Origin of the sequence: Enterovibrio makurazakiensis (genome assembly GCF_050336585.1) — a bacterium.
Classification (GTDB): Bacteria; Pseudomonadota; Gammaproteobacteria; order Enterobacterales; family Vibrionaceae; genus Enterovibrio; species Enterovibrio gelatinilyticus.
Window position 1 is genome coordinate 63,029 of sequence record NZ_JAKJSE010000027.1, and the last position, 13,471, is coordinate 76,499.

At 48.6% G+C, this 13,471-nt stretch carries 10 protein-coding genes; 8 read left to right on the forward strand and 2 right to left on the reverse strand.

Features of this window, described 5'->3' with window-relative positions; all coding sequences use genetic code 11:
• Positions 1–25 precede the first annotated feature (25 nt).
• Entirely contained in the window at positions 26–1,624 is a 1,599-nt protein-coding gene (locus L4D06_RS19865; protein WP_429740877.1) for a methyl-accepting chemotaxis protein, read from the forward strand.
• A 126-nt stretch (positions 1,625–1,750) separates the two neighbouring features.
• Entirely contained in the window at positions 1,751–4,597 is a 2,847-nt protein-coding gene (gene glnE, locus L4D06_RS19870; protein ID WP_429740879.1) for a bifunctional [glutamate--ammonia ligase]-adenylyl-L-tyrosine phosphorylase/[glutamate--ammonia-ligase] adenylyltransferase, read from the forward strand.
• Between the two features lie 87 nt (positions 4,598–4,684).
• Here glnE and lpxL read toward each other — a convergent pair whose 3' ends face one another.
• A complete protein-coding gene (gene lpxL, locus L4D06_RS19875; RefSeq protein WP_429740881.1) occupies positions 4,685–5,614 on the reverse strand; it encodes an LpxL/LpxP family Kdo(2)-lipid IV(A) lauroyl/palmitoleoyl acyltransferase in 930 nt (309 codons plus the stop codon).
• Positions 5,615–5,788: 174 nt separating this feature from the next.
• On the opposite strand from lpxL, the gene hldE reads away from it, so the two are divergent.
• Positions 5,789–7,219, forward strand: a complete 1,431-nt coding sequence (gene hldE, locus L4D06_RS19880) for a bifunctional D-glycero-beta-D-manno-heptose-7-phosphate kinase/D-glycero-beta-D-manno-heptose 1-phosphate adenylyltransferase HldE (RefSeq protein ID WP_274166751.1) — start codon at positions 5,789–5,791, stop codon at positions 7,217–7,219.
• Between the two features lie 124 nt (positions 7,220–7,343).
• On the opposite strand, the gene tolC is transcribed toward hldE, so the two are convergent.
• Complete coding sequence (gene tolC, locus L4D06_RS19885; protein WP_429740883.1) at positions 7,344–8,672, reverse strand: outer membrane channel protein TolC; 1,329 nt, start codon at positions 8,670–8,672, stop codon at positions 7,344–7,346.
• 242 nt (positions 8,673–8,914) lie between these two features.
• On the opposite strand from tolC, the gene nudF reads away from it, so the two are divergent.
• From nudF to parE, 5 genes are all read left to right on the forward strand, one after another.
• A complete protein-coding gene (gene nudF, locus L4D06_RS19890; RefSeq protein ID WP_429740885.1) occupies positions 8,915–9,547 on the forward strand; it encodes an ADP-ribose diphosphatase in 633 nt (210 codons plus the stop codon).
• A gap of 35 nt (positions 9,548–9,582) precedes the next feature.
• Complete coding sequence (locus L4D06_RS19895) at positions 9,583–10,011, forward strand: DUF1249 family protein (protein ID WP_429740887.1); 429 nt, start codon at positions 9,583–9,585, stop codon at positions 10,009–10,011.
• A 51-nt stretch (positions 10,012–10,062) separates the two neighbouring features.
• The gene (gene cpdA / locus L4D06_RS19900) at positions 10,063–10,887 is read left to right on the forward strand and encodes a 3',5'-cyclic-AMP phosphodiesterase (RefSeq protein WP_274166755.1); all 825 of its coding nucleotides are present in this window, start codon (positions 10,063–10,065) and stop codon (positions 10,885–10,887) included.
• Between the two features lie 2 nt (positions 10,888–10,889).
• Positions 10,890–11,468 (forward strand): esterase YqiA, encoded by a 579-nt coding sequence (gene yqiA, locus L4D06_RS19905; RefSeq protein WP_274166756.1) that lies wholly within the window; start codon positions 10,890–10,892, stop codon positions 11,466–11,468.
• A 96-nt stretch (positions 11,469–11,564) separates the two neighbouring features.
• The gene (parE, locus tag L4D06_RS19910; RefSeq protein WP_274166757.1) at positions 11,565–13,457 is read left to right on the forward strand and encodes a DNA topoisomerase IV subunit B; all 1,893 of its coding nucleotides are present in this window, start codon (positions 11,565–11,567) and stop codon (positions 13,455–13,457) included.
• Positions 13,458–13,471: the final 14 nt, after the last annotated feature.

Consider the following 13,471-nt stretch of genomic DNA (forward strand, 5'->3'; position numbering starts at 1 on the left):
AGCCACGATTAAGGAGTCACGTAGAATGTCCAAGATGATATTCAAGCCTTGGGAAAAGGCTGTTAGTAACATCAAACTCGTCCCTAAACTTGTGCTGCTGATGGTATTTAGTACCGTGTTGCTGATCGCAAAGCAACTGTGGGATGCCAATACATTTCGAGAATCCGTTATTACTGTGACGGAAACGCACAGCCATAGTCAGGCGTTACGCAGCGCTGAACTTGCCAACGTACTCCTTACGCAGCCTCAAGGAAGCACATTGCTGGAAAATGTGGCCAACCGTGAGAACGCGACCAGCACAGACAATGAATATGTCTTTTTCGCTAACCCATCTACTGGTGAAGTTCTTGCACACCCAACGATTCGTGATTTTAAAGGGTTAAACCTATCACTCAAAAATGGGCGCATGCTGGACGAGCAAATGCGTAATGCGCAGAGCGACTTCACCTATCACCTGACGGGACAAGATCGTCATGGCTTTGTTGTGCCAGTTAGGGGAACAGAGTGGTTAGCCGTTGCATCACAACCTGATTCTGCAGCAAATCAGTATTACCAAGCCTACCTCGTGCAAGTGGCTTGGCAGACCGCATTTATGATTGTCGCGTTTATGGTGATTCTGCTTGGTGGCTCTCGACTCATGCTTCGCCAGATCAACTACTTGATTGATTGCATTCGTGAGATGGCACGTCGGAATTTGAGCCAGCCCGTGGTGATGGAGTGCGATGATGAGTTTGGTGAATTGGCCCGTGAGCTAGAGAAAACCCGAATTCAGCTAGCTGGCGTGATCAAAACGCAACGAATCTCATCTGAAGATCTGTCCTCTTTGGCAGAAGTGATGACCATCAGTATGGATGAAACGCGAGAATCGACGAAAGAGCAATTTGGTGAAATTGATCAGCTTGCATCGGCCATGAGTGAAATGACATCGACGGTACAAGAAGTCGCAGGCCATGCTCGTGCAGCGTCGCAAGCGACTGAAAATTCACGTGCGCAGGCGGTCAGCGGTCAGCAATATGTCAGCAATACCATTGGAACGATCAATAAACTGTCTGACGATATTCGTGAATCGGCAAAAGTGGTCAATCAAGTTGAAGAGCGCGTCGAAAAAATCAGCTCTGTGGTGGTTACCATTCAAGGGATCTCTGAGCAAACGAACTTACTGGCTTTGAATGCAGCGATTGAAGCGGCACGAGCGGGTGAACAAGGCCGAGGTTTTGCTGTGGTTGCTGATGAAGTGCGAAATCTGGCGCAAAGCACACAAAAAGCGACGGTTGAAATTCAGGATATGATCAGCCAGTTGCAATCATCAGCTCAACAAGCGGTGGGCTTGATGGAGCAGAGCGTCGTGGAAGCGGTTGAGAGCGTAGAATCGGTGAGCAAGGCGGGTGATGAACTGAACCTGATTGTTGAACAGATCGCTCAAATCAATGACATGAATTTCCACATCGCGACGGCTGCGGAGCAACAATCCTCGGTCACGGATGAAATGAACCTGAACCTGAACAATGTGAGGGAGTTGGTACAAGCATCGGTGACCGTGGTGACTGAGCTGGCAGAAACGTCTGGCGAAATGCAAAACAATGCGGAAGCGCTGGATCTGAAAATAAAAGAGTTTGCCGTCTAGTCCCTGTACGAGAATCAAGAAGCCTGCACCTTGTGCGGGCTTTTTTTATGATATTTTAAAGAGGATATTGGCTAGAAAATTAGCGAAGAAACTAAAAATAGCATTTTGTGATAGGAAAAATATCAGATGTCGTTGCCCATGGAACTGGAAACTTGCGCGACACGCAGGTTAGAAGCACTTGTTGAAAATCAGTCGGATAACCTTGCCAGTTGGCAAGGCGCGTCTCGCGAAACGCTGATACGTACATTGGCGTTGAGCGATTTTATTGCTGAATCCATCTTGCATGACAGTACCTTGCTACCTTGGCTTGAGCAAAATCTGTCATCAGGTTTGCGTGCACCACAGTATCGCGAGCGCCTCAAAGCAAAGCTTGATGAACAGCAAGACGAAAACAGTTTGATGCGAGAACTGCGTCGTTTTCGCAGGCAGGAAATGACGTGGCTTGCGTGGCATGATTTTAATAACACCATGTCATTGGATGACAGCCTGTCGCACCTGTCTAAGTTGGCTGAAGCATTGATTATGGAGGCCTATGGTTGGCTTTATCGCCAATGTTGCACCGACTGGGGGACCCCTTGCGATGCTGATGGAAACCCACAGCCTATGTTGATCCTCGGTATGGGGAAACTCGGTGGTGGTGAACTGAACTTTTCGTCTGATATTGATCTTATCTTTACCTACCCTGAAAACGGTGAAACACAGGGCGCACGCCGCAGCATTGCCAATGCACAATTCTTTACCCGCTTGGGACAGCGATTGATCAAAGCGCTGGATCAACACACATTCGATGGTTTCTGTTATCGCGTCGATATGCGATTGCGTCCGTTTGGCGATAGTGGTCCTTTGGTGATGAGTTTTGCGGCACTGGAAGATTACTACCAAGAGCAAGGGCGGGATTGGGAACGTTACGCGATGATAAAAGCGCGTGTGATGGGCAAAGAGCAATTTGATTGCTACCAAACGTTACGCCAAATGCTGCGTCCTTTTGTTTTCCGTCGTTATATCGATTTCAGTGCGATCCAATCATTACGTCGCATGAAAGCGATGATCCGCAGTGAAGTGCGCCGCCGTGGGCTTAGTAACAACATCAAGTTGGGGGCGGGTGGCATTCGTGAAATCGAATTTATCGCGCAATCATTCCAGCTTATCCGGGGGGGACGAGATCCTATTCTTCGCCGACGTGGTCTTTTCTTCACGCTCTATGCGATTCGTGAACTGGGTCTGTTACCGGATCCTGAGGTGGATACGCTGGAAGCGTCATATCGTTATTTACGCCGTGTTGAAAACCTGCTGCAGGCGATTGACGACAAACAGACACAAACCTTGCCGGATAAACCTATCGATCAATCACGTTTGGCGATCGCAATGGGAGAAGCAAGCTGGGACGATCTGTTGGCTGCGATCGGTGGTCACATGCAAGGCGTTCATACCGTTTTTGATGATCTGATTGGTGATGAAGAAGACAGTGGTGGTGAGAAGATCGCTGAAGATTTTAGTGAGATTTGGGATGCCGCCCGCGATCCTGATTTGGTCGAAAAGATCTTGTTCGATATCTCAGCCAATCATGCCGCTGAAAAAGCGAAGGCCTTATTGAGCTTTAAAGAAGAACTCGCGAAACGGACGTTGGGGCCTCGCGGCCGTGAAGTGATGAACCGTCTGATGCCAGTGGTTCTCAGCCAAATTGTCTGTCGTGAAGATAGCCTTGCAGTGCTCGAACGAGTGTTAAAGCTGTTAGTGCGAATTGCGACCCGTACCACCTACCTTGAGTTGCTTGATGAGCACCACGGTGCGATCACGCAGTTGGTGCGTTTGTGTGGCGCTAGCCCAATGGTTGCGGAGCAATTGGCCGCGTATCCTATCCTGTTGGATGAGTTGCTGGATCTCCAGCACCTTTATAACCCGACACCGCTCGATCAATACCGCAACGAGCTGTTTGATTTCTTGGCCCGTATTCCTGAAGAGGATATGGAGCAGCAAATGGAAATGATCCGCCAATACAAGCAAACTCAGTTACTGCGCATTGCGGCGGCAGATATTGCGGGTGTATTGCCCGTGATGAAAGTGAGCGACCATTTGACCTATCTTGCTGAAGCCATTGTGGAAGCGGTGGTGAATCAGGCGTGGTATCAAATGGCGGAGAAATATGGTCAACCGTCGCATTTGCTTGGGCGAGATGGTCGTGGTTTTGCGGTCGTTGGCTATGGCAAAGTCGGTGGGATAGAGCTGGGGTATGGCTCGGATCTGGACGTGGTGTTCTTGCATGACTGCCCTGACAATGTGTATACCGATGGCCCGAAAGAAATTGATGGTCGCCAGTTCTACCTTCGTCTGGCTCAGCGTATTGTTCATCTATTCTCTACGCGCACGGCTTCGGGCGTATTGTATGAAATTGATACTCGCCTGCGTCCGTCTGGCGCGTCAGGCATGCTGGTGACAACGTTGGAGTCTTTCCAAGAATACCAAAACACAGAGGCTTGGACGTGGGAGCATCAGGCCTTGGTGCGTACACGTATGATCTATGGTGATGCGGCGTTGGGTCAAGGTTTTGCCAAAGTGCGTAAACAGGTACTGACTCAAGCCCGTGACGTGGATGTGCTGAGAAAAGACGTGGCTGATATGCGAGTGAAAATGCGCGAGCATCTTGGTAGTAAAGAGAGCGGTAAGTTTCACGTTAAGCAAGATCCCGGTGGGATAACGGATATCGAGTTCCTGACGCAATTTTTGGTGCTTGCGAATAGTCAGGACGAATCAGGATTAACACGTTGGAGTGATAACGTCCGTATTCTTGAGGACATGGCGCAAGCGGGGATTTTAGTCCCAGCTCAAGCCCTTGCACTGCGTGATGCTTATGTGGCAATGCGTGATGAAATCCATCGTCTCAACTTGTTGGATGCGTCTGTCGAAATCGCCAATGATCGTTTCTGTCATGAGCGCAAAGTGGTGCGTGATGCGTGGAAAGCATGGATGGAATAAATGCGCACCTAATAGCCCGATAGCTCGACACAAAAAAGCCAGCAGTGATGCTGGCTTTTTCGCGATCATTGTCTGTGATGGCGAGTATTAGTCATAAAGCGACGGCTCACCTTCAGGACGGCTTTTGAAGCGGCGATGCAACCACATGTATTGCTCAGGTGCTCGCATGATAGAGCGCTCTACAAATTTGTTGGTGTAAATGGCAGCGGCTTCTTCGTCGTCATACGGGAAGGCATCCATTGGTGGGTCTAGGGTCAGCGTATACCCTGTGCCGTTGCGATCACGCGTGATGGTAAATGTCATCACTTTCGCTTTGCCTGCAGAAGCTAGAAGGTGCGTACCTGTCGTTGTACAGGCTTTTTCTACTGCAAAAAAGGGAGCCCATGCGTAGCGATGGCGACCGTAGTCGTGGTCTGGCGCATACCAAAGTAACTCGCCCTTACGCAGTTCTTTAACCATACGTTTTACATCGCGGCGTTCAATCGCACCATTTTCACGGGTGCGGCCTCGGTATTGAAACCAATCGTACACAGGGTTGGTGTTTGGACGATAAACGCCGTAACCGGAGGTGTGCACACCAAATGCGCGAGCGCCTAACTCTAGGTTAAAAGAGTGAACGGCGACAATCAGTACGCCTTGTTCACTTGCACTTATCTCGTCAAGTTGCTCAAAGCCGACGTATTTCATGTGTTTCTTAATACGCCATTGCGGCCAAAACCATGCCATGCAGGTTTCAAATAGGGCTAACCCCATATGTTGAAAGTTTTCTTTCAACATGGCGTCTCGCTCGCCGCCTGTCATTTCAGGAAAACAGAGTTGAAGGTTACGCTCGGCGATTTTTCGACGGCTTTTGAACAGCTTCATGATCAGAAGACCAAGGTTCTGACCTAAGAAGCGCTGAACGCGATATGGCAGCCAACTGATGAGAAACATCAGGCCAACACCAATCCACGTATGCAGATATTTAGGGTGTAGATAAGACCATTGGAATGTCGGTGCGTCGTGTGTTCGACTCATGGCGATTATGTGTTTCCTGACTCAGTCGATATACAGAAGAAACGCATTGTAACCTTAACTTTGACTAAGATGCATGTTTCAGTGTGTTAGTGAAGGAGAGATAGCCCTAATCGGCTGTTGCTTCGAGGGCTTTATGATATTATCGCCAACGTTCCTTTGTCCGTGGAGAAAACGATGAAACTCACTTTGCCTGACTATCAGCAAGCCGACGTTCTGGTTGTTGGTGATGTAATGCTAGACCGTTACTGGTATGGCCCAACTGGCCGTATTTCACCTGAAGCACCTGTTCCTGTGGTGCAAATCAGTCAAACTGAAGAACGTCCAGGCGGCGCGGCGAACGTGGCAATGAATATTGCAGCGCTTGGCGGCAAAGCGCGACTGATTGGCCTTGTTGGTCAGGATGAACAAGCTCAGGTGCTGAATGACACCTTGAGTTCACTGAAAGTGGATTGTCATTTTGTTGGCTTGGCGGATTACCCTACCATCACGAAACTGCGCGTGATGAGCCGTAACCAACAACTTATCCGTCTGGATTTTGAAGAAAGCTTCCGTAACGTGGATGTGCAACCGATTCTTGAGCGCATTGAAGCCGCGTTACCGCAAACCAAAGCGATGATCTTGTCTGATTACGCGAAAGGTGCGCTAGAGAATGTTCAGCCGATGATCCAATTGGCGCGTAGTGCGGGAATTCCAACGCTGGTTGATCCTAAAGGCGCAGATTTTGAACGTTACCGCGGCGCAACGCTTCTAACGCCTAACATGAGTGAATTTGAAACCGTGGTAGGCGCGTGTCTTTGTGAAGATGACATCATCGAAAAAGGCTTAGGGCTTATCCGTAAGTTTGAATTCGACGCATTGCTTGTTACTCGCAGCGAACACGGCATGATGCTGTTGCAAGAAGGTCACGAGCCTTTGAACCTGCCAACACTGGCGAAAGAAGTGTATGACGTGACAGGTGCAGGCGATACCGTGATTTCTGTGTTGGCGTCATCGCTAGCAGCGGGTAAATCACTGGCTGATGCATGTGCATTGGCGAATGCTGCAGCGGGCGTGGTTGTGGGTAAACTGGGTACGTCAACATTGTCTACCATTGAGTTGACAGAAGCGGTACACGGTAGCCACCAATCTGGTTTTGGTGTTGTGACTGAAAACCAACTGATTGCTGCCGTTCAAATGGCTAAAGCCCGTGGCGAGAAAGTCGTGATGACTAATGGATGTTTCGACATTCTGCATGCGGGTCACGTCGCTTACCTGAATGAAGCAGCTAAATTGGGCGATCGCTTGATTGTGGCTGTGAACACGGATGAATCTGTTCGTGGACTGAAAGGTCCTGGTCGCCCTGTTAACCCAACGGATCGCCGCATGGCGGTACTGGCAGGGTTGAGTGCTGTGGATTGGGTTGTTCCTTTTGGTGAAGAAACCCCTCAGCGTTTAATCAGCGATGTGCTGCCAAGCTTGCTGGTAAAAGGTGGTGACTACAAACCGGAAGAAATCGCTGGTGGTAAAGAAGTGATCGCTGCTGGCGGTGAAGTGTTGGTGCTGAACTTTGAAGATGGTTGCTCAACCACTGAAATCATCAATTCAATCTTAAGCGGTCATAACTAACTGATTCCGTCTAGGCGCTAAGAATAAAAAAAGGCACCGCATCTGCGGTGCCTTTTTGTTTTTTCAGAAAATTCGGCGCTGTTATCAGCAACCGAACTTTAACGAAATACGATAATCAAAGGGCTTATTTCTTCGGTGCGATAAGACCGCTGTTTACTTCAACCAGATCATTTTCACTCAGTGTACCCACTGCTTGACGAAGTTGAAGAACGCTGACGATGTAGTCGTAACGTGCATCAGATAGGTTGCGGTTTGCATCGTAAAGGCGGCGCGTGGCATCCAATACGTCAACAATGGTACGCGTACCCACTTCGAAACCTGCTTCAGTGGCTTCCAACGCAGAGCGCTGTGAAATCACGGTTTGCTCATACGCACGCAGTGCGCCAATGCTGGCATTGATGTTGTTGTAGAATGCGCGAACATCTTTCACTGTGGTGCGGTAGGTGCCTTCAAGTTGCTCAGACGCTGATACATAGTTGTATTGCGCTTCTTTCACACCTGCGGAGATGGTGCCACCCGTGTATAGCGGCATGGCAAAGTTGATGCCACCCGTTAACTGGTTGTTGCTCACATCACGTGTTGAATTCGATTTGTTGTTTTGATCGGTGTAACCGTAACCCATGTTCAAGGTTAGAGACGGCATATGACCCGATTCGGCCAAGCTGATGCGCTCTTTCGCCGCATCGCGAGAAATACGCTGGGCCAACAGGCTCAAGTTCGTTTCTTCTGCTTGTTTCACCAGTGCTTCAGGCGTTTGATCTGGGCGGGTAGCCGAGAACGATTTGGTGTTAAGAACACTCAGTGACTCATGGCGTTGGCCTGTGATTTCACGTAGTTCTTCGTAGCTGTTGCTCACTGAGTTTTCAGACAGGATTTCTTGCGCCAGTACTGAGTCATATTGTGCTTGTGCATCATGAACGTCAGTGATCGCGGATAGACCGACTTCAAAGCGCTGCTTGGTTTGTTCTAGCTGACGGCCTACCGCGGCTTTTTCAGCACGAACAAAAATCAGATCATCAATCGCACGCAATACGTTGAAATAAGATTGAGAGACGCGAAGGATAAGCCCTTGTTGCTCAACGGCGTAAACAGCATCTGCTTGGCGTGCAGTGATTTCTGCAATGTCTAAATTGATCCAGCTATTTTGGTCAAATAGCTCTTGGCTCAAATCGATACCCGCTGTTAGCGTGTCGGTGTCGAAGAAAGGACCATTTGTTCCTTCATCGCTGTTACGGGCTAGGTTATAACCAGCAGAAAGATTGATTTGAGGCAAAAGCGTACCGCGATTCGTATCAACAGCAGCAAAGGCAGCATCACGTGTAGCCGCTGATTGCAGCAGTTGTGGGTCGCTTTGTTTTGCCTGTTCGTATACTTGGATCAAATCATCTGCGCTAGCCATTGAAGCTGCTGTACTCAGCGCAACTCCGATGAAATAGGGAAGCAATTTCTTCATAAAGGTAATCCCTGAACTTTTCGTTGTTTTATAAATTGCCAAAAGGTAATCGGCCTAGTGTAAACCATGCTCGCTTACTTGAAACTGACAATGTGCGGATTTATTAAGAAAAATTGGTCGTAAAAGCATCGAAACTTAGACGGCACTCAAATATTTCTGCAATCCATACCAAAAAAGTGAAGCTTTATGATTGCGGCTACTTATTTGTGAGACTTATCATTTGCACTCCGCTCGGAGGCTATATGGGACAAAACGTGCCACAAAATATGCACCCAAATCAATTTGGTGGAGATGACGTCGAGATTGAACATTCTGACGTTGTCTATAATGGTTACTTTAAGATGGTTAAATATCGCTTTCGTCACCGCCTGTTTGCTGGTGGCTGGAGCGAGACCATTGAACGTGAGCTTTTCGAGCGAGGGCATGCGGTGGCGATGCTCCCTTATGACCCTGTCACTGACAAGGTCGTACTGGTCGAGCAGATCCGCATCGGTGCAATGGCCGCGAGCCCTTCGCCTTGGCAGTTGGAAATTGTCGCGGGTATTATCGACAAAGATGAGATACCGGATGCGGTTGCTGTGCGTGAAGCCGAAGAAGAGGCTGGTCTCTCAGTGAATGAATTGGTGCCAATGACCAGTTACCTTTCTAGCTCGGGTGGCTGCTCTGAACGCATTCATTTGTATTTGGGTATTGTTGATGCCAGTGATGCTGAAGGCATCCATGGTCTGCCTGAAGAAGGCGAAGATATTCTAGTTCACCTTGTGCCGCGAACAACCGCGATGCAGTGGGTTGAAGAAGGTAAAATTGAAAACGCGGCGTCGATCATCGCGTTACAGTGGTTAGCTTTAAACTTAAAAAAGTGGCGTGAAGATTGAGTGACGCATTCATCGGACCGCTAGCGGGAAGAGATATGTTGAAACGAGGGTATCAGGTTGATTTATCTGCCTTGATGCGAATGTATGAAACCAATTATGCCAAGTTGCTGCGACTGATGCCCCGTCAGGATGATGTCGGGGAGTTCTGCGTGTATGACATACAGGGAAATGAGTTCCAATTAGATGTAGTTGAGTCGACACGTTACACCACGCTGTTAGATATTTGGCAGCGGGGCGAGATCCCTCAATATTTGAGACCTCGGCTCACGGTTCGAATGTATCACGATGCACGAGTCGCTGAAGTGTGTACTAGTCAGCAGATTTCTCGAATTCAGCCGAGTTATGATTATCCGAATCCACGTATGCACCAGCGCAATGAGAAACATCAGATTAATGCGTTTCTTTCTGACTGGCTGGGGCATTGTTTGAGAAACGGAATAGCAAAACAGAATATTATTTATTAGTTTGACGCGTTAACATGTTGACGCGTATTTACCATCAGGATTTTCAAGACGTTGCGGACTTGCCATCTACCTAGCCAACACAGCCAGACCGTCCGGTTGTTGCAAATAACAGATACTCACCTTTTTGCCGATCCTTATGGCTGTTTGCTGGGGGTGAATACGGCTGCGAGTTATCATGCCGTGGTGGCTGAGATCCAAGCTAAAAATGTAGAGTTTGACGCGATTATCGCAACGGGTGATTTATCTCAAGATCACACGGAAGAGTCTTATCAGCGTTTTGTGGATGGTATCGCTTCTTGGTCTCAGCCTTGTTATTGGTTACCGGGTAATCACGACTACCAGCCAGAAATGCAAAAAGCCTTGGCGCAATCGACGCTTGTGCGTTGCGATCATGTATTGGTTGGCGAAGACTGGCAGTTAGTGATGCTCGACAGCCAAGTAAAAGGCGTGCCTCATGGGCGTTTGTCGCTAGAGCAATTGTCGTTACTGGAACAGGCACTTTCTGCCAATCCCAATCGCTATACCTTAGTGTTGTTGCACCATCATCCACTTCCTGCCGGCAGTGCTTGGCTTGATCAGCATCAGCTTCATAATCAAGAAGACTTTTGGAGCTTGGTAGGAAAGTACAACAACGTTAAAGGCGTTGTGTGCGGACATATTCATCAAGCATTAGACGTTAATGTAAATGGGTGTCGAGTCATGGCTGCGCCATCGACGTGTATTCAGTTTCTGCCTGACTCTGATGATTTTGCTCTTGATTCGACCAATCCAGGGTGGCGAGAAATCTCATTGCATCAAGACGGCACCATCACTTCAACGATTGGACGTTTGGACGGCAGCGTGTTTCAACCTGACATGAATTCGTCTGGCTACTAAACATGGCGCCTTTACTGCTTTATATCCACGGTTTTAATAGCTCCCCTCTGTCAGCAAAAGCGCAGCAAATGAAGACTTGGTGCGACGTTCATCGGCCTGACATAAAGCTGGAAGTTCCCCGCCTCGCCTGTTACCCTGCCGACGCTGCAAGCCAGCTAGAACAGCTTGTTGAGCGTTATAAAGGTGACTATTGTATCGGTTTGGTCGGTAGTTCTTTAGGAGGGTATCTCTCCACATGGCTCAATAACAAATATGGCTTTCGTGCTGCATTGGTTAACCCTGCTGTGAAGCCGTATGCGTTGTTGGCCGATTATCTTGGCCCGCAACAAAATCCGTATACTGGTGAGCAGTATTTGCTGGAGCCTCATCATATGGATGAGCTCAAAGCGCTGGATACAGAATTCATCACACATCCCGATTCAATTTGGCTGCTTCAGCAAGAAGGTGATGAAGTGCTTGATTACAAGCAGGCCGTCTCCAAATATCAGCACTGTAAACAGACTGTTGAGGCGGGCGGCGATCATGCTTTCGTCGGCTTTGATAGATATCCCGCTGAGATTATTCAATTCTTAGGACTGTGACTGTAACTCACAGAAAGATCGCATCAGCTGTGTCATTATTTGACAAGCAAGCGAACCATCGCAGACCATGTAACAAAATTTAGAAACCAATCATCTATGACAGAGCAAGTTTATAACGCTGGATCCATTGAAGTCCTCAATGGTCTTGAACCGGTTCGTCGTCGTCCCGGTATGTATACAGACACGACCCGTCCTAACCACCTTGGTCAAGAAGTCATCGATAACAGTGTCGATGAGGCATTGGCTGGGCATGCACGTAAGGTTGAAGTCATTCTTCACGCCGATCAATCACTTGAAGTGATTGATGACGGCCGAGGTATGCCTGTTGATATCCACCCTGAAGAAGGGGTTTCGGGTGTCGAACTGATCATGTGTAAACTGCATGCTGGTGGTAAGTTTTCGAACAATAACTACCAATTTAGTGGCGGTTTGCACGGTGTCGGCATTTCTGTGGTGAATGCGCTATCGAACCGTGTGGAAGTTTCTGTCAAACGCGATGGTCAGGTATATGAAATCGCCTTTGAACATGGTGACAAAGTCCAAGACTTAACGGTCACAGGTACTTGCGGACGCAGAGCGAAAGGCACGCGAGTGCATTTTTGGCCAGATGCTAAGTACTTTGATTCTCCAAAATTTTCTGTTTCTCGCCTAAAAAGCAACCTTAAAGCCAAAGCCGTTTTGTGCCCAGGCTTAGAGATCGTCTTCACTGACAAAAACACCAATGAAACCATCAAGTGGTGTTACGACAGTGGATTGAAAGACTATCTCGCTGAAGGCGTGAAAGGCTATGAACTGCTGCCTGCTGAGCCGTTTACTGGCGACTTCAATGCACCTCATGAAGCAGCCGACTGGGCGGTGATTTGGCTACCTGAAGGTGGCGAACTCGTCACTGAAAGTTACGTTAACTTGATTCCGACAGCACAAGGCGGTACGCACGTTAATGGTTTGCGTCAGGGCCTTCTTGATGCAATGCGTGAGTTCTGTGAATTCCGTAACCTATTGCCACGTGGCGTGAAACTGACCGCCGATGATGTATGGGAGCGCTGTGCCTATGTGCTTTCAGTCAAAATGCAGGATCCTCAGTTTGCAGGGCAAACCAAAGAGCGTTTGTCTTCGCGTCAGTGCGCTGCATTTGTTTCAGGTGTGGTGAAAGACTCTTTTAGCTTGTGGCTAAATGAACGTCCTCAAGTGGCAGAGCAGTTGGCGGAAGTCTGTATTGCAAACGCTCACAAGCGTATGCGTGCTGCTAAGAAAGTCGTGCGTAAGAAAGTCGCTTCTGGCCCTGCATTGCCGGGTAAGCTGACCGACTGTTCAATGCAAGATCTGGCGCGTACTGAACTCTTCCTCGTGGAAGGGGACTCGGCAGGTGGTTCAGCCAAACAAGCGCGTGATCGTGAGTTTCAAGCCATCATGCCGCTGCGCGGTAAAATCCTAAATACGTGGGAAGTCTCTGCCGATCAGGTGCTTGCTTCACAAGAAGTTCATGATATTTCTGTGGCGCTGGGTATTGACCCTGATAACGATGATTTGACAGGGCTTCGCTATGGCAAGGTTTGTATCCTCGCGGATGCGGACTCGGATGGTCTTCACATTGCGACCTTGCTCTGTGCACTGTTTGTTAAGCACTTCCATGCGCTGGTTAAAGCGGGTCACGTTTACGTGGCAATGCCGCCCCTTTATCGTATCGACTGCGGTAAAGAAGTGTTCTACGCCCTGGATGACGCAGAGAAAGCGGGCATCTTAGAAAGCTTGAGCAAGAAGCGCGCGAAAATTGATGTTCAGCGATTCAAAGGTCTGGGTGAAATGAACCCATTGCAATTGCGTGAGACGACCATGGATCCGAATACTCGCCGATTGGTGCAATTGACCATTGACGATCAAGAAGAAACAGACCGCATGATGGACATGCTTCTTGGTAAAAAACGCGCTGAAGATCGTCGCCACTGGTTGCAAGACAAAGGCGACAGAGCCGAACTGGCAGATATTTAATTAGAGTTTAGAAT

What these genes read in the sequence shown, in the direction of transcription:
- glnE (WP_429740879.1), top strand. Translation starts at nt 1,751, where the DNA reads ATGTCGTTGCCCATGGAACTGGAAACTTGCGCGACACGCAGGTTAGAA.
- tolC (WP_429740883.1), bottom strand. Translation starts at nt 8,672, where the DNA reads ATGAAGAAATTGCTTCCCTATTTCATCGGAGTTGCGCTGAGTACAGCA.
- yqiA (WP_274166756.1), top strand. Translation starts at nt 10,890, where the DNA reads ATGGCGCCTTTACTGCTTTATATCCACGGTTTTAATAGCTCCCCTCTG.
- nudF (WP_429740885.1), top strand. Translation starts at nt 8,915, where the DNA reads ATGGGACAAAACGTGCCACAAAATATGCACCCAAATCAATTTGGTGGA.
- hldE (WP_274166751.1), top strand. Translation starts at nt 5,789, where the DNA reads ATGAAACTCACTTTGCCTGACTATCAGCAAGCCGACGTTCTGGTTGTT.
- lpxL (WP_429740881.1), bottom strand. Translation starts at nt 5,614, where the DNA reads ATGAGTCGAACACACGACGCACCGACATTCCAATGGTCTTATCTACAC.
- L4D06_RS19895 (WP_429740887.1), top strand. Translation starts at nt 9,583, where the DNA reads ATGTTGAAACGAGGGTATCAGGTTGATTTATCTGCCTTGATGCGAATG.
- parE (WP_274166757.1), top strand. Translation starts at nt 11,565, where the DNA reads ATGACAGAGCAAGTTTATAACGCTGGATCCATTGAAGTCCTCAATGGT.
- L4D06_RS19865 (WP_429740877.1), top strand. Translation starts at nt 26, where the DNA reads ATGTCCAAGATGATATTCAAGCCTTGGGAAAAGGCTGTTAGTAACATC.